General features: G+C 64.2%; 31 protein-coding genes. 20 read left to right on the top strand and 11 right to left on the bottom strand.

Annotated features, from left to right (window positions below; translation table 11 throughout):
* Positions 1 to 371 precede the first annotated feature (371 nt).
* Entirely contained in the window at positions 372 to 812 is a 441-nt protein-coding gene (locus BM310_RS05875) for an HNH endonuclease signature motif containing protein (protein ID WP_089805511.1), read from the bottom strand.
* Positions 805 to 945 carry a hypothetical protein gene (locus BM310_RS21265; protein ID WP_177232540.1) on the bottom strand — a complete coding sequence of 47 codons (141 nt, stop codon included), beginning with the start codon at positions 943 to 945 and terminating at the stop codon, positions 805 to 807. Before BM310_RS21265 ends, BM310_RS05875 begins: the two co-directional genes overlap by 8 nt.
* Positions 946 to 1,150: 205 nt before the next feature.
* On the opposite strand from BM310_RS21265, the gene BM310_RS05870 reads away from it, so the two are divergent.
* The 6 genes from BM310_RS05870 (at position 1,151) to BM310_RS05850 (ending at position 5,382) form a co-directional block, all read left to right on the top strand.
* On the top strand, positions 1,151 to 1,468 hold the full coding sequence (locus BM310_RS05870; protein ID WP_089805509.1) for a hypothetical protein: 318 nt from the start codon (positions 1,151 to 1,153) through the stop codon (positions 1,466 to 1,468).
* The gene (locus BM310_RS21825; protein ID WP_281246517.1) at positions 1,468 to 1,602 is read left to right on the top strand and encodes a hypothetical protein; all 135 of its coding nucleotides are present in this window, start codon (positions 1,468 to 1,470) and stop codon (positions 1,600 to 1,602) included. Before BM310_RS05870 ends, BM310_RS21825 begins: the two co-directional genes overlap by 1 nt.
* Positions 1,599 to 1,961, top strand: a complete 363-nt coding sequence (locus BM310_RS05865; RefSeq protein WP_089805508.1) for a hypothetical protein — start codon at positions 1,599 to 1,601, stop codon at positions 1,959 to 1,961. The genes BM310_RS21825 and BM310_RS05865 overlap by 4 nt, the downstream gene beginning before the upstream one ends.
* On the top strand, positions 1,962 to 2,333 hold the full coding sequence (locus tag BM310_RS05860; protein ID WP_089805506.1) for a hypothetical protein: 372 nt from the start codon (positions 1,962 to 1,964) through the stop codon (positions 2,331 to 2,333).
* Complete coding sequence (locus tag BM310_RS05855) at positions 2,330 to 2,842, top strand: hypothetical protein (RefSeq protein ID WP_089805504.1); 513 nt, start codon at positions 2,330 to 2,332, stop codon at positions 2,840 to 2,842. Before BM310_RS05860 ends, BM310_RS05855 begins: the two co-directional genes overlap by 4 nt.
* Positions 2,843 to 3,042: 200 nt before the next feature.
* A complete protein-coding gene (locus BM310_RS05850) occupies positions 3,043 to 5,382 on the top strand; it encodes a pentapeptide repeat-containing protein (protein WP_089805502.1) in 2,340 nt (779 codons plus the stop codon).
* 116 nt (positions 5,383 to 5,498) lie between these two features.
* Here BM310_RS05850 and BM310_RS05845 read toward each other — a convergent pair whose 3' ends face one another.
* Entirely contained in the window at positions 5,499 to 6,392 is an 894-nt protein-coding gene (locus BM310_RS05845) for a DUF4352 domain-containing protein (RefSeq protein ID WP_143105112.1), read from the bottom strand.
* 143 nt (positions 6,393 to 6,535) lie between these two features.
* Here BM310_RS05845 and BM310_RS05840 point away from each other — a divergent pair, with 143 nt between their 5' ends.
* Positions 6,536 to 6,796, top strand: a complete 261-nt coding sequence (locus tag BM310_RS05840) for a hypothetical protein (RefSeq protein ID WP_089805497.1) — start codon at positions 6,536 to 6,538, stop codon at positions 6,794 to 6,796.
* Between the two features lies 1 nt (position 6,797).
* Here BM310_RS05840 and BM310_RS05835 read toward each other — a convergent pair whose 3' ends face one another.
* A complete protein-coding gene (locus BM310_RS05835) occupies positions 6,798 to 7,142 on the bottom strand; it encodes a hypothetical protein (protein WP_089805495.1) in 345 nt (114 codons plus the stop codon).
* Positions 7,143 to 7,381: 239 nt separating this feature from the next.
* Between BM310_RS05835 and BM310_RS05830 the strand changes: the two genes are divergently transcribed.
* Genes BM310_RS05830 through BM310_RS05795 form a run of 8 tightly spaced genes read left to right on the top strand, consistent with a single transcriptional unit; the run spans position 7,382 to position 11,450 of the window.
* Complete coding sequence (locus BM310_RS05830; RefSeq protein ID WP_089805493.1) at positions 7,382 to 7,801, top strand: PadR family transcriptional regulator; 420 nt, start codon at positions 7,382 to 7,384, stop codon at positions 7,799 to 7,801.
* Positions 7,801 to 8,265: a DUF7344 domain-containing protein gene (locus BM310_RS05825; protein WP_089805491.1), complete on the top strand. Its 465-nt coding sequence runs from the start codon at positions 7,801 to 7,803 to the stop codon at positions 8,263 to 8,265. Before BM310_RS05830 ends, BM310_RS05825 begins: the two co-directional genes overlap by 1 nt.
* Positions 8,258 to 9,340, top strand: a complete 1,083-nt coding sequence (locus BM310_RS05820) for a hypothetical protein (RefSeq protein WP_089805488.1) — start codon at positions 8,258 to 8,260, stop codon at positions 9,338 to 9,340. The genes BM310_RS05825 and BM310_RS05820 overlap by 8 nt, the downstream gene beginning before the upstream one ends.
* Complete coding sequence (locus BM310_RS05815; protein WP_089805486.1) at positions 9,337 to 10,065, top strand: hypothetical protein; 729 nt, start codon at positions 9,337 to 9,339, stop codon at positions 10,063 to 10,065. Before BM310_RS05820 ends, BM310_RS05815 begins: the two co-directional genes overlap by 4 nt.
* Positions 10,062 to 10,439, top strand: a complete 378-nt coding sequence (locus tag BM310_RS05810) for a hypothetical protein (RefSeq protein ID WP_089805484.1) — start codon at positions 10,062 to 10,064, stop codon at positions 10,437 to 10,439. Before BM310_RS05815 ends, BM310_RS05810 begins: the two co-directional genes overlap by 4 nt.
* Before the next feature lie 45 nt (positions 10,440 to 10,484).
* Positions 10,485 to 10,985, top strand: a complete 501-nt coding sequence (locus tag BM310_RS05805) for a hypothetical protein (RefSeq protein WP_143105111.1) — start codon at positions 10,485 to 10,487, stop codon at positions 10,983 to 10,985.
* Positions 10,985 to 11,293 carry a hypothetical protein gene (locus BM310_RS05800; RefSeq protein WP_089805480.1) on the top strand — a complete coding sequence of 103 codons (309 nt, stop codon included), beginning with the start codon at positions 10,985 to 10,987 and terminating at the stop codon, positions 11,291 to 11,293. The genes BM310_RS05805 and BM310_RS05800 overlap by 1 nt, the downstream gene beginning before the upstream one ends.
* The gene (locus BM310_RS05795; RefSeq protein ID WP_089805478.1) at positions 11,286 to 11,450 is read left to right on the top strand and encodes a kinesin; all 165 of its coding nucleotides are present in this window, start codon (positions 11,286 to 11,288) and stop codon (positions 11,448 to 11,450) included. The genes BM310_RS05800 and BM310_RS05795 overlap by 8 nt, the downstream gene beginning before the upstream one ends.
* On the opposite strand, the gene BM310_RS05790 is transcribed toward BM310_RS05795, so the two are convergent.
* Positions 11,411 to 12,712 carry a tyrosine-type recombinase/integrase gene (locus tag BM310_RS05790; protein ID WP_089805476.1) on the bottom strand — a complete coding sequence of 434 codons (1,302 nt, stop codon included), beginning with the start codon at positions 12,710 to 12,712 and terminating at the stop codon, positions 11,411 to 11,413. The genes BM310_RS05795 and BM310_RS05790 overlap by 40 nt on opposite strands.
* 593 nt (positions 12,713 to 13,305) lie before the next feature.
* Between BM310_RS05790 and dph5 the strand changes: the two genes are divergently transcribed.
* Positions 13,306 to 14,085 (top strand): diphthine synthase, encoded by a 780-nt coding sequence (gene dph5, locus BM310_RS05785; protein WP_089805474.1) that lies wholly within the window; start codon positions 13,306 to 13,308, stop codon positions 14,083 to 14,085.
* A 15-nt stretch (positions 14,086 to 14,100) separates the two neighbouring features.
* On the opposite strand, the gene artA is transcribed toward dph5, so the two are convergent.
* From artA to BM310_RS05770, 3 genes are all read right to left on the bottom strand, one after another.
* Positions 14,101 to 15,045 (bottom strand): archaeosortase A, encoded by a 945-nt coding sequence (gene artA / locus BM310_RS05780; RefSeq protein ID WP_089805473.1) that lies wholly within the window; start codon positions 15,043 to 15,045, stop codon positions 14,101 to 14,103.
* Between the two features lie 183 nt (positions 15,046 to 15,228).
* Positions 15,229 to 17,937: a BGTF surface domain-containing protein gene (locus BM310_RS05775; RefSeq protein WP_089805471.1), complete on the bottom strand. Its 2,709-nt coding sequence runs from the start codon at positions 17,935 to 17,937 to the stop codon at positions 15,229 to 15,231.
* A gap of 322 nt (positions 17,938 to 18,259) precedes the next feature.
* Positions 18,260 to 19,036 carry a VOC family protein gene (locus tag BM310_RS05770; RefSeq protein WP_089805469.1) on the bottom strand — a complete coding sequence of 259 codons (777 nt, stop codon included), beginning with the start codon at positions 19,034 to 19,036 and terminating at the stop codon, positions 18,260 to 18,262.
* A 133-nt stretch (positions 19,037 to 19,169) separates the two neighbouring features.
* Here BM310_RS05770 and BM310_RS05765 point away from each other — a divergent pair, with 133 nt between their 5' ends.
* Complete coding sequence (locus BM310_RS05765; RefSeq protein WP_089807047.1) at positions 19,170 to 20,609, top strand: MATE family efflux transporter; 1,440 nt, start codon at positions 19,170 to 19,172, stop codon at positions 20,607 to 20,609.
* Here BM310_RS05765 and BM310_RS05760 read toward each other — a convergent pair.
* The 3 genes from BM310_RS05760 to BM310_RS05750 form a co-directional block, all read right to left on the bottom strand.
* Complete coding sequence (locus BM310_RS05760) at positions 20,606 to 21,037, bottom strand: TIGR04206 family protein (RefSeq protein WP_089805467.1); 432 nt, start codon at positions 21,035 to 21,037, stop codon at positions 20,606 to 20,608. The two genes, BM310_RS05765 and BM310_RS05760, sit on opposite strands and share 4 nt — an antisense overlap.
* A gap of 63 nt (positions 21,038 to 21,100) precedes the next feature.
* Entirely contained in the window at positions 21,101 to 21,913 is an 813-nt protein-coding gene (locus BM310_RS05755) for a hypothetical protein (protein ID WP_089805465.1), read from the bottom strand.
* Positions 21,914 to 21,946: 33 nt separating this feature from the next.
* Entirely contained in the window at positions 21,947 to 23,059 is a 1,113-nt protein-coding gene (locus BM310_RS05750) for an OBG GTPase family GTP-binding protein (protein ID WP_089805463.1), read from the bottom strand.
* Positions 23,060 to 23,178: 119 nt separating this feature from the next.
* Here BM310_RS05750 and BM310_RS05745 point away from each other — a divergent pair, with 119 nt between their 5' ends.
* The 3 genes from BM310_RS05745 to BM310_RS05735 are packed head-to-tail and all read left to right on the top strand — an operon-like array spanning position 23,179 to position 24,228.
* Positions 23,179 to 23,379: a VNG_1110C family protein gene (locus tag BM310_RS05745; RefSeq protein WP_089805460.1), complete on the top strand. Its 201-nt coding sequence runs from the start codon at positions 23,179 to 23,181 to the stop codon at positions 23,377 to 23,379.
* Positions 23,380 to 23,432: 53 nt separating this feature from the next.
* Entirely contained in the window at positions 23,433 to 23,798 is a 366-nt protein-coding gene (locus BM310_RS05740; RefSeq protein WP_089805458.1) for a DUF7541 family protein, read from the top strand.
* Between the two features lie 58 nt (positions 23,799 to 23,856).
* A complete protein-coding gene (locus tag BM310_RS05735) occupies positions 23,857 to 24,228 on the top strand; it encodes a DUF6684 family protein (protein WP_089805456.1) in 372 nt (123 codons plus the stop codon).
* The last annotated feature ends 38 nt before the right edge of the window (positions 24,229 to 24,266 follow it).

Raw genomic sequence — 24,266 nt, 5'->3', positions numbered from 1 at the left:
CAACACGCACCCGATTGTAGGTACACCTGAAATGACCTCGAGTGACTGTGGCGAAGAGAAGTCGCATAAGGGGTCCGACTGGGGTATGGAGATGTCGAACTCGCCCCCCCGAGGACCAGTCAACAGCTTTGTGACCGCGATCCGGCGAATCCGTGGTCGGGAGTAACCGCTCAACCCCCCCGGTTGAGAGCCGTGGTCCCTGAGAGTGGCGAGTCAACCTCAATCATTGCTGTAGTGATAGTCGTCGACGTTGAGGCGGTCGGGTTCGTTTTCGAGATTCGAGAACGCCTTCAGAGGGAGACGTCGTAGGATTGTTCCGTGTGCGCTCCCCCTCGGGTGTCCGCTCGAAGTTCGGCGGCCAGTTGAGATTGTTAGTCATCCTCCTCCTCTCTTGGGTCGTCGACGAACTCGTAGAGTCCTTGGTAGACCTTGCGTGCGTGGCCGTGTTCGACAAGTCGTCCGAGGACGTCGCGAACGTACTGTAGACTGTACCCCGTCTCATCGGCAGCGTACGGCGCGGTGACGCGCCCTTCACGGAGTAGGTCTAGTACAGCCTCTTCGATTGTCTTGTCCTCGGCTCGCTTCGGTGCTCTCCGGTTGCGCACATTCTGTGGACCAGACATCCGTTCAGCACGTTCTCCGTAGTGCCGCCCGTCGTGGCACTCTTTGCAGAGTGGGATGAGGTTGTCGAGATCGTCGTTCGATCTATCCCGGTCTTTGTGGTGAACATGGATGTCCTCAGTCGCCCCGCAATCTGCGCACTCTTCGCCCTTCTCCCGAAGGCACTTTTCGCGGTATCCTGTCTCAGGCATCACCGTCCTCCTCGGTGTCGTCCGCCTGTTCGATGAGTCGCCAGATGACGTCCTCGTAACTCTCTCCTCGCCGTTTCCGGTCGAAGAGTTCGTCGGCGAGTTCGTTCGACACGCGGATAGAGGTATCCGACATGTCCGGCGATTCGATGTCTGCATTCATAGTACCTCTACACATGCCTTTGTATGCTCAACTGCATAAGAGTATGCACTATTACAAGTTGCATACTATGCATACATTTATGCATTCGGCTGGCGTACTATTGGGTAAGCACAGGGCGCCGTCGCAGAAGACGGCCACGTGCTGAGACACGTGACCTGTGCTGAGACCGGACCCAGCGATGAACACTACGAAATCCAGAGCAGAAGAACGCATCGACACCGTCGCGGACCTCGTCGTGGGCGACCGCGTCCGCGTCGGCGACCGAACGAAACCGCTTGACGTCCAGCGCGTCGGCGCCCGGACCGTCCGGACCCGCGACGGCGACACGATCACCCAGCATCTCGCCGAACTCGAAGGCGACTGGGCGAACGCGACCACGTACGTCGTCGCCGACGTCGTCAACCCGCTGACTGGAGAAGTCCCGGGCACGCAGCGCTTCCTCGGCGACGGGCCGGCCGGAAACGTGGACCTGCGGCGCGTGGAGGGGGAGGACTGATGGAGCGCTGTCGCAACTGCGGCGGTATCGTCGTCCTCGTCGACGATAACGGCGCCGAGTACCCCGAGACGCGAGTCGAGTTCTACGAGTGCGACGAATGCGGCCTCGAACAACGTGAGGTGCTGACGGCATGACGTTCGCCCACAAACTCGAGTACGCGGGCTCGAAGCCGTACCAGCCCGAGCGCGATCGCGTCGACGCCGGCGACATGACCTACTACGAGTTCGAGATGCTGTCGCAGGACGAGGTGTACCAGCGCTTGGCCGAGGTGCGCTGGCTCGCTTCCGAGCTGGAGGGCGACCTCGCCGGCGACACCGACATCCACGAAGACACGCGGGCGAGTCTGTTCCGTGCGGTCGCAGCGACGGACGCCCCGCTCGCTGCTGCGGTCGACTACTACGTCGCGCAGTGGCTCGCCGAATTCCGAGAGGGATGGGGCGCACCAGAAGGCCCGTCCGACGATGGGAGTGACGCGGCAAGGGAGGACGCGTAGATGCTCGATCTCACTGCTCTCGCCGAGGCGTTCGACGCCCAGGCACGCGAGCACGCCGAAATCGTCACCGCCGAACACGACGGTCGCGGACCGGTCGACTTCTCGCGAGCTGAGCGACACGAAGCCCATGCGGAGGCGTGGGAACAGGCCGCCGCGGCGCTGCGTGCCGTAAGTGGTCAGCGGCGCGACCTCGAAGTCGCCTACACGACGCGCGACGGCGTCGACCACGAGGTTCGATTCGAGCCCACCGGAGACGGGACTATTCGATTGGAAGCGCTCGACGACTACCTGAGCGAGGAGCTGACGCTGAGTGGCGTCGAGGAGCTGTCGGGCGCGGTGGTGCGCCTGTCAGGTGAGGTGACGCTGGGATGAAAGTCGCGCGTCGGCCCCTCCCGAGCGTTGCCATCGAGGAGCTCATCGCGACGACTGACGTCGACGGCCTGCGGATCCACGAGGGCGAGACGCTCGCGTTCCGCTGTCGCAAGTGCGGCCACGCCGACGAGACGCTGGGCCAGCTGGTCCACCAGGAGACGTGCGACCTCGCCGGCGAGCACGGCCGGGAGCTGTACGAGACGCTGCCGGGTGCGGACCGAGGGCTCGACAGTCCCGAACTCAGCCCCGAACACGAGTTTCTCGTGTTGGTGTCGGGGGCCAGTGGGGACCCCGCGATGAGTTACTTCTCGTCGATTCGGGACATCCGAGAGGGGGAAGTTGCTGAAGCGCACAACAGCGAGGTCGTGGGATATCGCTGCGCGGAGTGCGGGAACAGCGACGAGACTGTCTGGGAGATCGTCCACGATCACGGCTGTTCGCTGGAGGGCGTGAACGAGGCCGACGCGTCGGTCGGGCGCGTCGCGACCGACGGCGGGCAGCGGGACTGAAACCTCTGTTTTCCTAGCTGGTATTCTGCCTGAAAGCTTATTCCGGAGAAGTACCGATTCAATCTGCGGCCCGCGAGTTGGGAGTATCCCTTCTGCTTCGGCCCTTTCGGCACCTAATTGAAGTTGTGGTGGTTGGTCAGTTAGGTCGTTCTCGGGTAACCAGAAGAACGCCTATCGTCACGCATCTATGTATAACTGGTATGGCCACGGACAAATCAGCTGATCAGTGCGGGTATCGTCTACCCAAGCCTAGGGGTTGGGACAGTAAGGAGTTCGTGGACGGTGCGCAATGGACCGAGACCGGTTCTGGAGATGTAGTCTGTCTGCGACCACCGTGGGAAGATAGCGAGAACTGTATCTGGCACGCTGAAACTAAGAACAAACCTGTTGATGGCCTCATATCCGCACGGAGTGACGGTCCAGAACGACTCCCCAAAGCGTACTTAGTCGGAACAAAATTTGATATACCGATTTCCCTCTCCAACTGTTTGCTTGGTGGATCCAACCTGTCTGGTTCATACCTCAAGTTCGTTGACCTCTCAAGAGCGGGTCTCAAAGATGTCGACCTGTCGGGTTCGGACCTGGAGGACGCCCATCTATCAGAGTCAGATCTGAAGGACGCCGATCTGTCGGGAGCATACCTCCGGAATGCTGACCTGTCAGGAGCGGACCTCAAGGATGCCAATCTGTCGGAGTCAGAGCCCCAATTCGCCTACATGTCAGAGGCGAACCTCCGGAGGGCCGACCTGTCAGAGGCCGACCTCGGGGGAGCCGACCTACTAGAAGCTGACCTTCGGAGGACCGACCTGTCCGGAACTGACCTCGCGGAAGCCAACCTGCTGATGGCGGACCTCCGGAGGGCCGACCTGTCAGAGGCCGACCTCGCGGAAGCCAACCTGTCAGAGGCCGACCTCGCGGAAGCCAACCTGTCAGGTGCGAACCTCCGGAGGGCCGACCTGTCAAGAGCCGACCTCGTGGAAGCCAACCTGTCAGGTGCGAACTTCCGGATGGCCAGCTTGTCTGGGGCGGACCTCCGAAGAGCTGACCTTCCAGGTGCGTACCTCAGGGAGACTGCTCTATCGGATGCAAATCTCGAGGAAACTAACCTTTCGGGAGCGGACCTCGGAAATGCTGACCTGTCGAACTTTCACCTCGCGGGAGCCGACCTGTCGGGGGCTGACCTCGAGGGAGCTGACCTGTCACGGGCCAACCTTGAGGAAGCCAACCTGTCAGAGACGAATCTCCGAAAGGTCGACCTGTCAGGAGCGGGCCTCGAGGAAGCCAACCTGTCGGGGGTATACCTCAGAGAGACTGACCTGTCGAATGTATCTGTTGTGGGAACTAACCTTTCGGGAGCGGACCTCGGAAATACTGACCTGTCGAACTTTCACCTCGCGGGAGCCGACCTGTCGGGGGCTGACCTCGAGGGAGCTGACCTGTCACGGGCCAACCTTGAGGAAGCCAACCTGTCAGGTGCGAACTTCCGGATGACCAGCTTGTCTGGGGCGGACCTCCGAAGAGCTGACCTTCCAGGTGCGTACCTCAGGGAGACTGCTCTATCGGATGCAAATCTCGAGGAAACTAACCTTTCGGGAGCGGACCTCGGAAATGCTGACCTGTCGAACTTTCACCTCGCGGGAGCCGACCTGTCGGGGGCTGACCTCAAGGAAGCGGACCTGTCGGGGACCGACCTCGGGGAAGCCAATCTATCGGGTACGAATCTCAGAGAGGCCGACATGCCGAACGCGAATCTTACCGACGCGGATCTTTCAACCGCCATCCTCCGAGATGCAATCCTCCGAGGTGCCACGCTTGAAGACGCCGTGCTAAGCGCAGCAAAGTGTCGTGGGGCCAACTTTCGCAATGCCCGCCTTTACCAAACTGTTTTTCGAGATACCCGTATCAATAGTGCCACACAGTTTGTCAAGCAGGGGGATGATTTCTTCGGGAAATGCGTATACGAACACTCACCCGCTGAAATTCTTGCATCTGATAAGGAGACGTTCGACTACGATGTTCATCCCTACGAAGCGGCAGCGTGGACCTATCGACGCCTCCAGTCTCTCCACGAGGAAAACGCACTCTCTGGACGTACACGTCAATTCCATATCCGAAAGGAAGAAGTCCAACGAAAGAACCACTGCCGGGAACAGAACTACTCACAGTGGGCAATTGCATCCTTCAGTAAGTGGCTCACCAACTATGGTGAGAGCTTCAAACGTCTGTTCCTCGGGTGGGTAACTACAATCATGTTCTTCGGTTTGCTGTACCCCTTTTTAGGTGGGTTCGCAGCTGATAGCACAAACGAAAGCTATCGGCTTCAGTTGACACTCAACCCATCGGTAAGCGGCATATTCGAGAGCCTGCCTATTCTCGCCCAGAGCATCTATTTCAGTATCATCACGTTCACCACGATCGGCTATGGTGATCTCTATCCAACCGGATTACTATCGAAGGCGCTTGTCGGGCTCGAATCTCTCGCAGGTGGTTTGTTGATCGCTCTGTTCGTATTCGTACTGGGGCGACGTGTCGCTCGATAACGGGTTTGCAGGCATGTTGACTGCTTTCGTGACCTCCATTCAACATGCCGAACTCAATACTCTGAGTTCAACACGCGATTTCTGTCACAAACTGAGGATTCCAATAGCTTCGTTCGCTATTGTATCTCGCCTTCCAGATCGACGGTATGCGTCTCGGCAGTCGAGAACATCCCCGCGGGCGCAATGTGCAGGTCGTACTCGCCGTCGGGGTTGACGTCGAAGACGATCACGCCGGTCTTCGAGAGTCCGGGGTTCAGCTGCTCGAAGACGATGCTGTTCTCGGTGTAGCCCATCGCCATCGTATCCACCTCGAACTCTCGGTCCTGTGAGTCGACGAGCGTGAACGGGCGTGAGGAGAGGTCGAGCGACTCGTCACCGGTGTTCGTCATCTCCATCTCGATGATGACGAACTGCCCGTCCGCATCCTCGCCGACGGCGTCACTCCCAACGCGATCGGTCGTCGAGACGTCCGTCACGGTGTACTCGATCGTCTGCGCACCGGAGCCAACGGTGAATGACTCTCCGACGCTATGCGACAGGTCCTGGGCGGGTGTCGCTGTCGCCGTCGGTGTTGGTTCGGGCGTCGCGGTCGCCGTCGCCGTCGGTTCGGCAGTCGCCGTCGCAGTTGCGGTCGGCGCGGCGGTCTGCGTCGCGGTCGCCGTCGCGGCCGCCTGTGAACCAGCGTCGGTCGCGGTCGCGCCACTATCCTCGATGCTCTGTTGAGTGTCGTTCGTATCGTCGGCCGGCATGGCGATACCCAGGCCGACGAATAGCAGCATCGCGAACCCCGCCGCGGCGACGCCGGAGACAATGCCACCGCCGTCACTAACCCCCGGAAGCCCGGAGAGCTTGTCCGCGACGCCGCCGACGTTGAAGCCGACGATCGCGCCGAGCGTCAGCGGCAGGAGGGCGATGAGAAACGGCAAGGCGAACAGATACACGATACCGACAATCACGTTACGACCGGTGGATCCCGCGGCCATCCCGGGGATACTATCAGCAACTGACATAACACGGACGACGGTCTGTCCTGTGGTAAATGTTATCTCACCAATACTAACCTATTGTCAGTTATACTTTCGCCGATTCCTTCACTTTCACTCCGCATCCAAGGCTCGCCTCTTTTATCCGTCTCCCCGTCAGCACGAAGCGCATGTCAGCAGAGGATACAGTCGCGATCGTCATCAATCTCGACGATACGATCCAGCGCCAGGCGTTCCGGTGCCCGCGAGGGCACGCGAACTGGGAGCCGGTCAACCATCACTGGTGGTGCCAGACATGCGCGAGCTCGTGGGACGTTGACGCCGAGTTCACGCTATTGACCGATCATCGCGACCGACAGCAGTACCGTCGCGAAGAAGTCCAGCTCCGATACGGTGATGGAACGCCGTACAAAGAGGCCGCCAGTGACTGACTCACTCGTCGTTGTCAGTGACGTAGACGAACTCCGGCCGGTCCTCGGGACCCAGCGGTTCATCCCGTTCACTCAGTTCGGTGGCGTCGACGTGTTCGTCGAGGTAACCGACGCCGAGTGTCGAGATGTAATAGAGCCCCCGGTGAATACGGCCGACCATTCCGTATCTCGCGAGAACGGGGAGTCGGTTTTGCGCCCAGCTCTTGGACGGTCCTCCGAGGGACTCGATCGCGGACGGCGTGAGGTTGCCGTAGTCCCGCAAAAGTTCGAGAATGGTGTCGTCGGCGGGGTACGACATCCAGTCCGCTCGCTGGCGCATGTCCGAACCGTCTGTTACGACGCTCATATCAACACCGGTTGCCGATTTTTACGCGTCTTTCCTGCTTATATCCATCGCCAAGCGCATTCAAAATGCGTTCTACATAGTCTGAATGAGCTTTGCTCAGTAAGCTATATGTAGGCGGACTGTTAATGACAGAATGTCCCATCCACTCGGCAGAAAACCGGCGTGCTGGAACACGCCGGTCGGATGGGCCAACCCCTCGGACGGGGGTTCGACGATGCGAAACCACCGGGGTTAGCCCAATGAGCAATACGCACAACCAAGGGGAAAAGCATTCCCTCAGGACGGACGGCGGAACAGTTGCAGAACCAACCGATTCGGTCCACGCGAGCGATCTGACGGCCTTCCAGCACACGATCCTGCGTGTCCTCGCCGACGAGGCGCGCTACGGCCTCGCGATCAAGCGCGAGTTAGAGGACTACTACAGCAAAGAGATCAACCACGGCCGGCTGTACCCGAATCTCGACAGACTCGTCGACGACGGCCTGGTCACGAAGCGCGAACTCGACAAGCGCACCAACGAGTACGAACTGACCGAGGGCGGGCGCGAGGTGTACGTCGCGTACGTCGACTACCTCGCGGCCCCCATCGTCGACGGCGACGAAACGGCGCCCAGCGCCACGAACGCGACGACGGTGCGGACCGACGGAGGTGCGGAGTGATGCCCGCCGAGGGAGACGAGACCGAGGAGACGGCAGCACAGCAGCGGATTCTCGCTCACGCGACGCGGCCACAGGCGGTCGGCGTGCGCCCGCACGAACAACTGCAGGCGATGGAGGAGCGAGCTGTCACTGACGGCGGCACCACCACCGCGAAGATCACCGCCGACCGCGCGACCGTCCACGGTGTCCTCACCAGTGAGACGCGTGCGGCCGTGATCGCGTATCTCGCCGATCAGCCGCACGCGACGGTCGACAGCGTCGCGGGGTTCGTCGCCTCCCGGACGCGCCGGTCGCTCGACACGGTCCGGATCTCGCTGGTCCACACGCACCTGCCGCGACTCGTCGAGGCGGGCGCGTGTACGTGGGACCGCGAGACCGAGGACGTGAACGCGACCGAACAGACCGAGGCGTTCCACGAGATCGCGCAGTTCGCCGCCATGCGGCTGGAGGGGGAGGATGAGTGACGTCCAGACGGAGTGGGCGCTCGTCTGTCTCGACTGCGAGTTCGAGGGGACGCTCACCACCGACGGCCACCCGCACGACCACGACGGACCGCCGACCGAGGTCGAGCGGACTGTCACGAAACACAAGGGTGCGACCGACGAGTCGCACATCGTCCGTATCGAAGCGCGCCACGCCGACCAGACTGACGAGATCGACCCATCGCTCGTCACCGACGGCGGCCAAGACGTCCCCGGCGATGTCGACCCCGAGGACGTCGTCGAACTCGACGAGCCGTTCATCTCCGCCGCCGAGTCGCACATCCACCGCCGGCAGTACGAGGATCCCGACCCGGACTGGGAGAACCAGTGTACCGAGTGCGGCGACGCCGCACACAACTTCCGCTGTCAGTCCTGCGGCCTCCCGCTCTGCAGTAAACACAACGAGATGGGCGCGGGCTTCTGCTCGAACTTCACACGCGACGAGGAGGGCCGCCCCGGCTGTGAGATCGGCGGCGAGTTCCAACTCGCCGAGCACATGCTCGACGACGAGCGTGACGGCTCGGACGAGGACGACCAGGACGACGACGGCGACGCGAAGGCCGTACTCCCGGATGGCAGTTGGGATGTGGGTGACGAACTCGATCTCGTCCACGCCCGCCACAGTTCGCGTGCGCGGCACCCGGCCGCCGAGGGTATCGAAGTCTCCCCGACCGATAACGAGTCAGCGCGTCGGTACGACGACCTGGTCACCGACGGCGGGCAGACCGTCAACCCGTCCCGGGCCGTCCTGGACGCGGTCGCGGACCACACCATCGACCGGGGCGCGCCCGTCGCCGACGTCGTCTCGAACGCGGCCGAGCGCATCGACATCACGCCCGACCGTGCCGAGGAAGTCCTCGACGAACTCGAGCGCCGCGGCGAGGTGTACCGCCCAGGTGACGGGCTGGTGCGCGTGACGCCCACCGACGGCGGGCAGGACGTTGCGTTGGTCTGTCGGAACGACGGTGCCGAGATGCAACGCCGTTCGGACGGCGGCTACGAGTGCCCCGACTGCGAGCAAGTCGTCGGCGTCCGCGTGGAGGTCGATGCGGCATGATCGCCGGGACGATGGCACTCCTCAGTCGTCCCGCCGCCGATCCGCTCGAAGACTACCGCGCGGTCGGCTTCACGACGCTGGACGTCCGCGATACGTTCGGATACCTCGATGACAAACAGGTCCAGCAAGGCCGCGTCGCGTCGCTCGTCGACGCTGAACAGGAAGAGATCCACATCGTCGACGGCAGCATCGAGACCGAGCGTATCCCCGAACGCGAGCAGGTCTGGACCGAGTGGATCGCCGACGTTGACGATGGGGGCTGGTTCGTCGCCGAGCAAACGCGTGGGACGAATCCGACGTTCCCGTTCGAGACGATCCGCGCCCGTACGAACCGCGACGTCGACCGCGTGCAGTTCGACGTCCCACAGTTCGTCCGAAACCAGCGTGACGCCGACGACCGCAACTGGGACGTCTGGATGGCTGGGCGGAAACAGGCGGCCGACAGCGACTACGAGGTCGACCACACGAACATCGCATACGGGGACAACGCGACAAAGAAGGACGCCATCCAGTCGGAGATCGGTATCGGGTTCGAGACGACGTGGCGGGGCCGCGTGGCCACCGGCGTGCTCTATCAGAGCGGCTACGTCGCCATCCACAACTCTTCGTGGACGCCCGAGCAGTTCGCCCGATTCGTCGACGAAGAACTGCTCCCTGTCGCATTCGTCCCCGAAACTGACGACAAGAGCGAGCAGGCGACGCTCGAAGGAGGTGAAGAGGCGTGAGCTTCGAGCGCGTCCGGAAGAAAGGCGGGAACACGCACGAGACGCCGCAACTGGCCGTCTACACGCAACTGAAAGGCCGGTTCAACAAGACCGCGACCGAGCAGTTCTTCAAGGACGTCGACTGCGTCGAGTTCTACGTCGACATCGAGTCAAACCGCCTCGGAATCGCCCGTGGTGGTACGGGCCCCGACGCCTATACTGTCCGAGACAGCGGCATCGGTGCGTCAGTCACGCTTCGGAGCGCATTGGGGAAGTTCGGAATTCAGGCCGGCGACATCGACGAAAGCGTTCGGCTGCCGCTCGAACATGACCCGGACGAAGGCCTGCTCGTTGCCGACCTCGCCCCTCTCTTGGAGGAGGTGCGTGAGTCGTGACTCGGCGCTACTCTCGACGGCTTTCGCCCGCCGACTGGGACGCGGATGTCGAGACACGTCTCTTGGAGGATCGTCTGCCCGGCCATCTCGTCCCGCGGGAGGGCGAAGATGCCTAAGCGCCGCATCACCGCGAGCTGCACCAACTGCGACCGCGAGTTCGACGACCGCGACGAACTCGAGGCACACGACTGTCGGGAGACGGTGTACGTCGACGTCCGGACCGGTCGAAAGCACCGGAACCCCGACTGCGGGCACGCCGGAACGGTCGTCCCCCGACACGAGTCGGTCGACGGGCCCGAGTGCGGCAACTGTGAATACTGGCAGCTCCCGGCGCTCGAAGACCACGACGACCAGGCATTCCTCCGCCAGCAAGGACTCGACGGGTCCGTTGGAGACGGTCAGGCCACACTCGACGGCGGGATTCGCCCACCGCGTGACCGCGGGCAACTCCTGATCCAGCGCCCGCTGCTCTGTCTGGTCGCGATGATCCTGCTGGCGCTCGGCGCCGCGTACGCCCTCGCGATGTTCTCGGGAGGGATCGTCTGATGGCCATCCAGCGGTACGACGACCTCGTCGTCCGGGGCAAAGGCTACCGGCGCTGGACCGAGCGCACATCGCCCGAGAGCGTCACGCCTGAAGAAGCGTGGCAGACGGGCTGGCACGTCACGCCCCCGACGCCCGAGTACAACCACGTCGACGAGATCCGGTACTACCACCCCGAACGCGTCGCGCTCCTACGGAGTGGCGCGGCGCTGCGGACCGTCCTCACGATGGCGGGGCCACAGACCGAGCGGAGCATCGTCCTGCAGCAAGCGATCGAGACCCAATTCGGTATCACCCTGAGCCATGAGTAATCCCGCACCCCCCGCGCAGACAGACGCACTGACCGATGACGACCGCGAGTTGTTCGAGCGACTCGCCGACGAGTACGAGGACGACGACGAGATGTCGCGGCTGTGCGAACTCGTCCTTCAGTCCTCGGACACGCCGAGCGAGGAGGCGAACTCATGAAGCTCGTCGGCGTCCATCGCGTTCGGCTTCTCGCGGATCGTCCGGCGGGCCCGGAGCAGATCCTTCCGGACCTCGGGATCGTCGGCCTCGACGGCGCGGTCGTCGAGCATCTCGCTGACCGCGTCGAGCAGTTGCTTCGCCTCGGCGTCGAGCGACATGTTGCAGTGGATGCAGAAATCCTTCCCGCGGGGCGTGTCCTTCTCGCAGCGCGGGCACGGGACGGGTGCGACGTCCTCGGGTTCGTCCTCGACGATATCGCGGCCGTGCATCGCCGCGTACTGCTTCTCCTGGGTTTCACCGGAGAACATGGCGACGTACCGGGAGATGACGGGCGACCCGCGGGCGCGCCCCTGGCGGTCCTCGATGAACGCCTGGGACTTCTCGCGCGTCGCGAGCCAGTATGCGTTCGACTTCCGGAAGTTCGTCGGCGTGACGGGCTTGGAAATCTCCGCCCGCTCGGCCGGGGCGCGGAACATCTGCAGAAAGCGCTGGTAGGAGAGCCGATCGGGCTCGTCGAGTTTCGTCCACAGGTAGTCGTCCGGACCACCAGGGTGGTCGGCGAGCCACTGCTGGATGTACGGGACGGCGACGATGAGGTGGACGTCGTGTTCGCCACGCTTCCCGTCGGCGCGCACCTTCAGCGAGTGCTCGCCGTCCGTGAGGTCGCGCACGCGCATGTCGTACAGTTCGCCGCCGCGGAACCCACCCTCGAACTGGAGATAGATCGCGGCCGCGTCGCGCGGGTTTCGCGCCATCTCCACCATCGGTTCGACGTCCGCTTCGCGGTCGAGCATGTCGGCCTCGTCGGGCGCGGGGTCGTAGTCGCGCGTCGTCTTCGTCGAGATCCAGTCGTGCGTGTCGGGGATCTCGTCACCGCGCGTGATGTGCTTGCCGAACAGACGGAACGCGACGCGGTAGTCGCGGTTCGTCTCCTGGGAGCCGTCCTCGACGTCGTACGTCTCGTGGATCCATCCGACCACGTCCTTCGCGGCGTCCTTCGCGGCGTAGAACGTCTCTTCGTCGTCGGGATCACCATCTCGCTCGCGAACGAGCGTGGCGTGGAGACAGGCCTCCGCGTGTTCGCTCATCCGGACGCAGTGGCGGAGGAGCTTCTCGTGGCGGTGGTGGCCGTAGTCCTCCCGCCGGAGGCGGAGTTCGTCGGAGAAGTCAACGAGCAGCTCACGGTCACGGTCGCACCCACCACGGTCGTCCGATTCGAGCTTGTCGCGGAGCGTCTCGATGGCACGCTTCGGCTTCGGCATACCACCACCGTTTATCCATGGGCTGGTAAGGGTTTGGCTGAAAGCCCTCCACCGGCTCTTTCTGTCGAACGAAGTGAGACTGAACAGCCCTGCGTGGAGGGACTTGAAGCAGGGAGCGAACGAAGTGAGCGACCGTGGTTCACAATCCCCTCCACCGGCTTCACTCTCCTGCGAACGCCCGTCACTCGTGTTCCCGTACGACGATGACGGGATGGTCCGTCGCGTCGGCGACGCGTTGGTACGCGTCCCCGAACACGCTGGCGAACGACGGGTCCTGCGTCTCGCCCATCACCACGAGGTCGTGGCTGGCGGCGGCCTGATTCAGCGTCGAGGAAGAACCTACCGAGCGGTCGTGCCCGTCGCCACCGTCAGTGCTGAACCTCCAGACCCGACCAAAGACACCCCGGCGGCGCGATGACCAGTCGCGCCGGCAGCGAGGGTGTCAACCGAACAAACCAAGGTGCGGTCGTCGCAGTAACGACAGAACTGCACCCGTGCGTGGAACTGCCACCCGCCCTCTTAGTCGTGTCGGTTCGTCAATACGACGCGCGTCGGGACAGGCCACTTATCCCGGACGGCGGCACAGGGAGAGTATGCTCACTTTCGTCGGACTCGGACTGTACGACGAGCGCTCGATAACCGTCGAGGGGCGCGACGCCCTCGCCGACGCGGACCGGGCGTTCGCGGAGTTCTACACGAGCCACCTCGTCGGCGCGACGGTGGCGGACCTCGAAGCGTACCACGACGTCGAAATCGAAGTCCGCGACCGGGCGGGCGTCGAACAACACCCCGAAGAGATTCTCGACGCCGCCGCGGACGACCACGTCGTCTTTCTCACCGCGGGCGACACGATGATTTCGACGACGCACGTGGACCTGCGTCTCCGCGCCGTCGAACGCGGCATCGAGACGCGACTGATACACGGCGTCACCGCGCAGTCCGCCGCGAGCGGACTGACCGGCCTGCAGAACTACCGCTTCGGGAAGGCCGTGACGCTGCCGTTCCCCTACGCTCACGGGGCCGACGGCGTCCCCCAGAGCGTGACCGACTCAATCGAGGCGAACCGCGAACGCGGCCTGCACACGCTGGTCTACCTCGACATCAAGGCCGACCGCGAGGAGTACATGAGCGCCGACTACGCCGCGGAGATGCTGGCCGAGGGGTGGAGAGACGTCCTCGGCGTCGCCGTCGCACGCGCCGGCAGCGAGAACCCCGTGGTCGTCGCGGACCGTCTGTCTGCGCTGGCCGACCGGGAGTTCGGCGACCCGCTACACATGCTCGTGATTCCCGGCGACGTCCACCACGTCGAAGCCGATGCGCTCCGGACGCTGGGCGGCGCACCGGACGACGTGGTCGCCGAGAGCGAAGTCTGAAACGCAGACGACCGGTCAGACGCTGCCGCTCCCGCCGCGGCCCGCCGGCGCGTCGAGATCGAGTGCGTCTCTGAGGTCGTACTCGTCGCCGGTGACCATGTAGAGGACGTCCTCGATGACCGTGAGGAGTTCCGGCACCTCGCGGACGACGAGGTAGGTGATGCCGACGAGTGCGACGACGGCGAGGAACTGGCTGATGATGCGGTCGGAGATGAAGAAGGAGACCATGTACGGGTCGCTCGACCCGAACAGCAGCAGTATCTCGTCCACGAAGAACTGGAAGTACTGCTTGCCGAACGTGATGGTGATGAACGTCGTCCGGAGGAGGTTCAGCGCGTAGATGATCGGGATTGCGATGGCCAGCGCGCGGAACTTCCGACGAAGCGGTGCCTCGACGGCCGCGACCAGACCCGCGAAGATGGCCATGCTACCCAGTCCGGTACACGCGAGGACGACGGAGACGCTCAGTCGGTGGTCGCCGTCCATGAACAGGAACGTGTTGAGGTAGCCCTGGTCGCCCGTGATGAACTCGGGGTGGTAGCCGAACGCGTTCACGAGGAACTTGGTCTGTGCGGCGACGGTTTCCATCAGCACGCCTCTGGGGGCCGGCACGGAGAGACCGAGTAGCGTGAACGCCGGAATCGTCTCGAACGGGAGGTAGATGACGCCCATCACGGCGACGGCTTTCGAGAGGACGAACAGCGTGTCGCGTCCGGCGTAGAGCAGGTAGCCGGCGTACAGACACGCCGGGACCGCGGCCAGCGAGAGGAACCCCTCGATGTAGCTCTTGTGCTCGAACGCGAAGTGTGGAACCAACTGGAGCCAGAAGACGGCGAAGAGCCCCCACGCGGCGGCGGTGACGTACCGCGCCGCGCGGTCGTTTCGCCGGACGAGGAGGGCACCGGAGACGAACGTGACGATAGCCGCCCACGCGAGGGCGTCAGACAGCAATCCGGGCATACAGCACAGATGGAGTGCCCCGACTAAATCCCTTGTCGTTCCGTGCGCCCCTCCAGTCAGACCGCGGGAGTGTCGCCCGTGGCGGACTGTCCTCCGGCGGTCGGACCGGCGCGACCGCTCTCGGGCCGTGGCGTCGAAAGAAAGGTGAAGTGAGGTGACCGGCGTGAGCCGGTGGTTCAGACGTTAGTCGCGGCGGACGGCGAGGAGCGCGGCGGCGAGGAGTGCCGTGACTGCGACGACGGCACCGAACCCGGGCGTACCCGTGCTCGTCTCCGTGTCGTCAGCCGGTTCCTCGGTGGCCGTGTCCGGCGCTTCCGTGGCCGTGTCCGGCGCTTCCGTGGCCGTGTCCGGCGCTTCCGTGGCCGTGTCCGGCGCTTCCGTGGCCGTGTCCGGCGCGTCCGTCTCGGTCATCGCCGTCTCGGTCGCAGCGCCGCCTTCGACGACGTTACCGTCGACCGAAACCGAGTCTGCGGGACCGTTACGGACCGTGACCTCGAACGTGTCGCCGACTTCCTGCTCGCTGAAGTCGAACGTGCCCGAGAACGTGTTGTTCTCGGTGACGTAGACGGTCGCGGTCTTCAGGAAGCTCGGCTGCGTGTCGCCGCTAGAGCGGACGCGCAGGCTGAGTTCCGTACCGGGCGCGACGGTCGTCTCACCGGAGATCGTCTGGGTCGCGGACGCCGAGACGTTCACGGGCTCGCCGAGCGAGTGCTCGCCTTCGACGAGGTCGTACTCGTCGAGGACCGTCTGGCGGTCGTCGGCGAGGTTACCCTCGTCCTCGGCGACCGTGAAGTTGGCTTCGAGCGTGTGGTCGTTCTCGATGCTACGCTCGGTCGTGTCGATGTCGCTGTCGTCCGTGTCGTAGACGATGAAGTACGTGTCGTTCTCCTCGTCAGCGAACACGTCCGTGTTCGTCTCGTTCAGGATGAGGCTGTACGGGTCGCGGTTCGCACCGGGGTCGACCTGCTCGACCGAGAAGTTGAACGCACCGGTGTCTGCGACGTCGTAGAAGGCGACGTCCGTCGCGTCACCGTCTGCCTCGATCGCACCGTAGAGACCGGAGGCCTGAATCTGGTGGACGGCGAGGTCGCCGTAGGCGATGCCGTTGTCCTGCGTGACGTTGTTGTTGCTGATCGCTTCGTAGACGTCGTCCGTGTCTTCGAGCGTCGTGCCCGAGGGAGCCGTCCAGCTCGCGAGGGACGTCGTGTTGCGTTCCTCGAGAACGAGCGTGCCGACGCCCTGCGAGTCGTCGCTGGCGTCCTCGCCGGAGCGGACTTCGACGTCGTACTCGCCCGCGTCGAGGAGCGTGCTGACGTCTTCGCTGATGTCAGCCTTGGTGATGTCGTCGTCGTCACCCTCGAGGCTGGGGACGTCGTAGACCTTGCCGCCGTCGTTGGCGAGGTTGGTCACGCCGGTCGCGGCGTGGGTGTTGAACAGGACGTTGACCTGCCCGTCACCGTTGACGTCTTCGACCGTCACGTTGCTGACGAAGCCGACGTCCTCGGACCCGAACGTCAGGGTCGCGTAGTCGGTGTTCGAGAGCGTGACGGTGATGTTCGCGATGTCACCGCGCTGTTCGGTGACGATGCCCGTGCCACCGATGTCTGCACTGCCCTTGCCGGCCTTCGAGACCTCGATAGACGAGGACTCGGTCTCGACGCTGGACTGGTTGTCCGTCACCAGAACCGTGTAGTTGCCAGTGTCGAGGTCCGAGGCGTTGAACTCGAAGTCGTACTCGGCCTGACCCGTGAGGTCAGCGCCGATGGTCATCTGAACGTCCTCGTCGGAGTCCAGGAGTTCGATCGTGACCGGGCGGTCGCCCGCGTTCGCGGAGACCGTGCCCTCGATGACGCTGTCGTCGGCGTTCGTGACCGTCAGGTCCTCGATGGAGACACCGAGGCCGAGGTCACGAATCGTGACGTTCGCGATCTGACCGCCGTCGAAGACGACTTCGTAGTCGCCGAGGTCACGGTTCGTCGTGTCGAACGTGTAGACGTGGCTGTTCGTGCCCGTGGAACCGGAGCGGAAGAAGTTGTTGTCGTCGTCCGTGCCGGTAATCTCGACGTCGGCGCTCGCGTTACCCGCGATGACGGCGGCCGTCGAGCCCTTGTAGGCGTTCTTCGTGTCGTCGGCCTTCACCGAGACGGCGGCGAAGTCGACCTCTTCGGTCTTCGCGTTGGAGTAGGTGTTACCCTGCGTGTCCGTCACCTTGTAGGTGACTTCGAGGTCCTGCGTGTAGACCTGACCGAGCGTCGCGACGACGCGGCCGTTCTTCACGTCGATGACGTCCTGCGTGAGGTTCGAGCTCTCGCCCTCGACAGAGACGTTCAGCTCGTCGACGGTGACGTCCTCGTTGAACGCGAGTTCGACCTCGGCGTCGACGGACGACGTCGTGTCGTTGTCGTAGTGAACGGCGCTCTGGAGCACCGGAGCCTTCGAGGACGTAACTTCGAGCTGATCCTCGACGGTCGTGTTAGCCATCATGCCGTCGTAGGCATTGTCGTTGGGCTCGTCCGCAGCGGATACGTTGTACGTACCAGCCGACAGGGACGAGACATCAAGGTCGCCAACGTCAATGAGTCCGTTGCCGTTCGTGGTCACGTTGACCTGAGGCTCGGACGAGTTCCAGTAACCGTCCTCGTTCTCGTCAACCCAAACAACCGCGCGGCTGTTGGACGAGGGGTCGGTGTCTCCAATTTCTACAGTCGTCAGGGTGGCAGAAGGACCGGCCTCGACAGAGACCTGCGTCCCGTTGCCTGCCCCGAGGTCGATATTGCCATCGGCAGCAGCCGCAGCAGCCGAACCCGTGAACGCGATGGTGCCGGCGAAGACCGACAGAACCATCAGCGCCGCGAGCACGACAGCGCGGAACTGTTGTGATTTCCGTGTCATGTTTTGTTAGTAGTGTTGCAGTGGCAACGACACCTTTCGGCCGTCCTGAGCGCTGACGCCCGGATAGACCGGACTTGCACGGCGGTACTCACTGTGTCACCTTGGGTAGGGGTACGATGCAAGTCTATTACCACCCGGATAAATGTCTTGTGTTCCTGAATGACTCTATCTAGTAAATTTCCGAGAAAAATACTTGTTTCCCGCCGTAACTGTTCGTAACGAAACAGCATTCCGCAGAGAATGTCATCCCCGAGTCACGTGCCGCGAGACTCGTCGGCACCTGCGGACGGGTCGGAGAAAAGCGGAAGACGGAGCGGGGTCGTCAGTCGTCGCTCGGTTCGAGAACCTCTATCTCGTGGCCGTCCTGGTCCTTGGTGAACGCGTAGCGGTTGTCGCAGGACTCGGGGTCGCGGTAGTCCTCGGCCTCGCGTTCCATGAGCGTCTCCCAGTAGTCGCCGAGGTCGTCCGCGCGCACGCAGAGGTGACCCCACGCGTCGCCCAGGTCGTAGGTCCGGCCGTCGTAGTTGTAGGTGAGTTCGACGGCCATCGCCTCGTCGGAGGCACCCTCGGGCTTCACGAAGTAGTTGGCGAAGGTGTCGGACTCCCAGCGACCCGTGTGTTCGTACTCGAACTTCCGCGTCCAGAACCCGAGGGCCTCGTCGGCGTCCTCGACGCGAATCATGGTGTGGTCGATGCTCCACTTCGACCCGAGGTCGGGGTCGCGCTTGACGATCTCTATCTCGTGACCGTCGGGGTCCTTCACGAAGGCGTACCGGCCGCCGCAGGACTCGGGGTCGCGGTAGTCCTCGACGCCCTCGTCCATCAACTGCTGGTAGGAGGACTCCAGTTCGCCCTCGGGGACGCGGACGGCGATGTGCCCCCACGCGTCGCCCATCTCGTACGTCCGGTCGTCGTGGTTGTACGTCAGTTCGAGCATCGCGCCCTCCTCGTGCATCTCCTCGGGACCGAGGTAGACGTTGGTGAACGTGTCCGCCTCCCAGCGACCCTTCTCCTCGTAGCCGAGATGCGTCTGGTACCAGTCGAGCGACTCCTCTAGATCTTCGACGCGCATCATCACGTGGTCGAGTACTCCGGACATGGTCGAGACGACGCACGGCGCGTCGAAAAGGGTACCGAACGAGGAAGCGACGGGCGGGAACGACCGCTTCGATACGCACAAGACGGTCGAATCGAAAGGGGGTGTATCGAATCGAAATAGGTGTCCCTCCGACGTGTCTCGACTCCCCAACCCAATCAGGCGCAGCATCGTCGTCATCGGTCTCGTCCTCGCCCACTTCGGCGTCGTCGACCGCGAGAGAGCCGTCAGAACGGCCGAACTCGCGTGGCCCCGCATCGTCACCGGCATCGCGCGCATGTCGAAGAACGCGGTGGACGTCGCCATGGTCGGCATCGCCTCGGGCACCGCCGCCATCACCGGCGTCGGCTTCGCCGGGCCGTACTGGGGTGTCGCGTTCGCCCTCGGCGGCGGCGTCGCGGCCGGAACCCTCGCCCTCGTCTCACAGCGCTACGGCGCGGGGCGTTCGGACGGACTCGGACTCGCCGTCCGGTCCAGTTCGCTGCTCGTCCTCCTCGCCAGTCTCCCCGTGACGGCCGCCTTCTGGCTGTTCTCGACGCAGTTCATCGCCGTGCTGACGGACAACGCCGAGGCGGTCGAACTGGGCGCGCGCTACCTCCGACTCGTCGGTATCGGCGTCCCGTTCGCGGGGCTGAACCTCGTCGGGAGTCGCACGCTCGTCGGCGCGGACGACGCCTACATCGCCATGCTGCTCCGCTCCGGCGGTGCCGTCGTCAACGTCGTCCTCAGCGCGACGCTCATCTTCGGCCTCGGGATGGGCGTCGAGGGCGCGGCGGTCGGAACCGTCCTCTCGAACGTCGTCGTCACGGCCGCGTTCGTCCTCGGACTGGCGCGCGGCGGCCTCCCCGTCGTCGGCGAGTTCCCCATCCGAATCGACCCGTTCGGACGGTACGTCGACCGGGACACCGTCTCCGACATCGTCTCCATCGGACTGCCCGTCTTCGGACGCTCGCTGGTCTGGACCGTCGCGGAGTTCCCGATGCTCGCCATCGTCGACGGCTTCGGCGAGAACGTCGTCGCGGCGTTCGTCATCGCGCGGCGCATCTGGGGGCTGATGAACACGCCCGGGTGGGGCTTCGGACTGGCGTCCTCGAGTCTCGTCGGGCAGAGCCTCGGCGGCGACGACGAGGACACCGCCGAGGCGTACGGCCGCGAGATAGTGCGGTTCGCCGTCGCCACGTACGTCGTCAGCGCGGTTCTCGTCGCCGTCTTCGCCGAATCCATCGTCCGCCTGTTCGTGAACGACCCGTCGTCGCCCGCGATTCCCGTCGCGGTGTCGCTCGTCTACGCCGCCTGCCTCGCGGTGGTGATGCAGGGCGTCTCCGGCGCCGCCGCCGGACCGCTGGACGCCAGCGGCGACACCCGCGTGCCGTTCTACAGCCAACTGCTCGGCATGTTCGGCTGTTCCATCCCCATCGCCTACCTCGGCGCGCAGACCGGGCACATCGAAGCGCTGTACGTCGCGTTCCTCGCGGAGACGACGGTGCCGGCCGCCATCAACTACTACCGCTTCACCACCGGGAAGTGGAAGCAGGTGAGTCAGAAGTACCGCCCCGGCGCGTCGGCGGGCGATTAATCGCCGCGGCCGACGCCGTAGACGTACGCCGCGACGCCGAACAGGAGGAGCGTCCCGACGGGCCACGCCATCCGGCCGGGTTGGACCGAGAACCCCCGCGCCAGCGACAACTGGGCGACGCCCGCGACGGCGAGGAGTCCCGCGACGACGCGCCTGTCGTCGTAGCCGACCCGCGGGCCGACGACGGCGAACCCGAGTGCGAGGAGGTAGAGCGCCACCGACAGCGGCCACGAGTGGATGTAGTCGGGCAGTCCGGCGGTGTAGACGAACAGGAAGTCGGTGAGCGTCGTCACGCCGAGCGGATTCGTGTTGACCAGCCCCCACGCGAAGACGAGCGTGGCGTCCCGGCCCGAGAACACCTGCACGGACCACGGGACGAGGAGGAGTGCGAGGAGTGCGGGGACGGTCCAGTCGGGCGTTCGAGACACGTCCGAACGTCGGGTGCGGCGCGAGAAGAAGGGCACGGTCCGGGTCGAGGCGACGCACCGGCGTCACGGCCTCGGGCAGGCGTCCTCGCTCCGTACGGTCCGCTCCGGTGGCTCGACTGTCGTCGGCCCGTAGTCGAAGTCGTAGATGATTCGCTCTCGCACCGTCGGACCGCCGAACCCGCCGCCGCGTTCGCGTTCGACGACGACGCGGAGGGGGAGCGCGGAGTCGGGAGCGAGATAGAGCGTCGCGTGGAGGTTCCCGGCCCCGGCGTTCGTCCGCCGCACCTCGTCGTCGCCCGGGACGCCCGCCGACAACGACGACAGTTTCGAGCGGTCGGGGACGACTTCGACGACGCGGGCTCGCTCGCCGTCCACCGTGTCGGTCCCGCGGTCGTAGACGCGCGAGACGCCGAACAGGCGTCGCTGGCCGCCGAGCATCGTGTACGCGGTCCACGACCGATTCTCCGGGAGCGCCGTCGCGTACGAGACGTCCTCGACGTTGACGTACCGCGAGTACGGGCACGGCGTGTAGAGCGTGTGACCGCGGACGAACCGCGTCTCGCTGTCGGCGTCGAAGCCGCCGCCGGCTTCGCCGAGGGCGATTTCGATGCGGTACGCCCGCTCGGAGCGGTTGAACGCGCCGCGGCCGTCGTAGGCGGCCGTCCGACGCTCGTCGCCCCGTTCGACGACGACGCTCCCGCCGACGGTGAACGAGTACGCGGGCACGTCCGCCGTCGCCGCGGCGGTTCGATTCGCGAGTCGCTCTGCGGCCGGGTCGCTCGGTGGACGGCGGTCGAACGCGCCGCCGGCCCACGCCGCGCCGAGAGCGAGGGCGACGAGGAGGCCGGCGACGGCGAGGCGTCTGGTGGAGGGCACGGTCGAACGATGTTCGGTATCGGGAGAAAAACCTTACCGCTGGGCGACGACTCGCATGATATCTTCGTCCAGGAGTTCGTGGTCGCGGCCGACCTGTTGCTCGTCGTGTTTCGCGCTCGGGCCGGTGACGCGGGCGAACCGGAACCGCTCGTCGAGCGTGCCGCCGAGTTTACCGAGGGCGTCGTCGACGGTGTTCTCGCCCTCTCGGAGGACGAGTGGTTCCTCGTAGTCGACGCCGCGGCCGGGTTTGTCCATGTAGACGCGGATGAGTCCGAGGCGCTCCCACATCGTCTCTTTCAGGCTCTCGAGGCCTTTCTCGGCCTCGGCGCTGATGAAGACGGCCTCGTCGGGGTCGATGTCAAGCTCTCGGAGCTGTTCGTTCACCGTGGGGAGGTAGTCCTCGTCGATGAGGTCCACCTTGTTGACGGTCACCATCGAGGGGAGATACACCCGGTTGTCCATGATGCCGTCGATGAGTTCGTCGATGGTCAGGTCGCCGCGGATGGTGACGTCGGCGTTGACGTAGCCGTACTCGCGGAGCACGTCCTTGATGGTGTCCGCCTCCAGCGACACGTCGTCGGTCATCGTCACCTGGATGCCGCCCTTGTGCTTCTTCGAGATGGAGAGGTTCGGCGGCGTGGTGTCGAGCCGAATCTTGTTCTGGTACAGTTCCTCCTGCAGTCGCTCGTAGCGTTCGAGTTCGACCACCGAGAGCATGAAGACGACGAGGTCCGCCGTCCGCACGACGGAGAGGACTTCCTTCCCGCCGCCGCGGCCGCCGGCGGCACCCTCGATGAGACCCGGCACGTCGAGAATCTGGATGTTCGCGCCGTTGTAGTGGAGCATGCCGGGGTTGACGTTCAGCGTCGTGAACTCGTACTCGCCGACTTCGCTCTCCGCGTTCGTGAGGGCGTTGATGAGCGTCGACTTGCCGACGCTCGGGAACCCGACGAGTGCGACGGTCACGTCGCCCGTCTTCTCGACGGCGTAGCCGTGACCGCCTCCGCTGGAGGACTGATTCTCCAGTTTCTCTTTTTTCTCCGCGAGTTTCGCCTTCAACCGACCGATGTGCGACTCGGTCGACTTGTTGTACGGCGTGTTCGCGATCTCCTCGCGGAGTTCGTCGATTTCCTCCTCCAGTCCCATCGGCTACTTCTCGGCCACGTACGTCGAAAAAGTTGTTCCTTCGCTCGTCGGCTCGCGCGCACGCGCGAAGACTTCGACACCGTTATCACTCGAACTCGTGAGAGGATGCACGGAGTAGTATGCCCGACCCGTCCAAACTCCGGGACAGTACACAGATAGTCGTTCCGTGTTCCTCGCTGGACGACGTGCGAGACCAGCTAGAACGGGAGTTCACGGTGACGGTCTTTCCGGTGAACGGGACGTGCAAGATAATCGGGAGCCCCGTCGAGATAAAGGCCGTCAACCAGTTCCTCACCCGACACGGCGTGACGATTCCCTGACCGGGACGAGCGCCTTCCGAAGCGCTTTGTACGACGCGACACCTACGTGCGGTATGGACGACGCGCCGGGACTCTCCGACCAGTATCGGATGGCAAGCCCGTGGCCGATGTTCGTCGCGCTGGGCATCCCCATCTCCGAAATCGGAATTCTGTTCGACCTGTTCCCCATCGCCGTCGGCGGTCTCCTGTTGTTCTCCGGGAGCGTCGCCGGCATGACGCGGGAGTCCGGCTACGCGGAGACCCCGTGGGGACCGCTCGCCGTCATCGGCGTCGGCCTCCTCGCCCTCGGCGGTGCCTTCCTGTTCACCGCGCTCGACCTACAGACGCGCGGACTCGCAATCGTGACGAGCGGGGTCCTCCTGCTGTTCGGTGCCGTCGTCGGTCACCTGTTCGTGCAGAACCGCGACCCCGGCTACTGACGGCGGCCGGCACCGGCGAACCAACAACCTATTTGATTCCGCACCGAAACGGACGGGTATGGCGAACGAGATATTCGACAGGGAAACCCTGCTCGACCTCACGGTCAACATCATCCCGCTGTTCATCATCGCCTTCTTCGTCGTCGCTTTCGCCGTCTTCCCGGCGTTCGGCGTCGAACCGCTCGCGTCGGCGGTGCAGTTCGGACTGCTCGCCGTCCCGTTCGTGTTCCTCGCCATCCTGACGTACCTCTCGGGGAAGGCCATCGCGGGCGACGAGAAGCGCGCGCCCGTCTACCTGCCCGGACAGGCGACGGTCGAGAACGCGACGACGCTCGAAGAGTACGAAGAACAGGCCGAGGCCGCCGAGGCGGCGGCAGTCGAGGACGACGACGAGAGCGCCGCCGAACTGACCGACGAAGACGACGAATAACGCCGGGCAGCGGTCAGTTCGCCGACCCTTCGTTCGAA

The sequence above is a fragment of the Halogeometricum rufum genome (assembly GCF_900112175.1).
Classification (GTDB): domain Archaea; phylum Halobacteriota; class Halobacteria; order Halobacteriales; family Haloferacaceae; genus Halogeometricum; species Halogeometricum rufum.
Note: the sequence above shows the minus strand (reverse complement) of the source record. Positions and strands in the feature narration are given on the sequence as shown.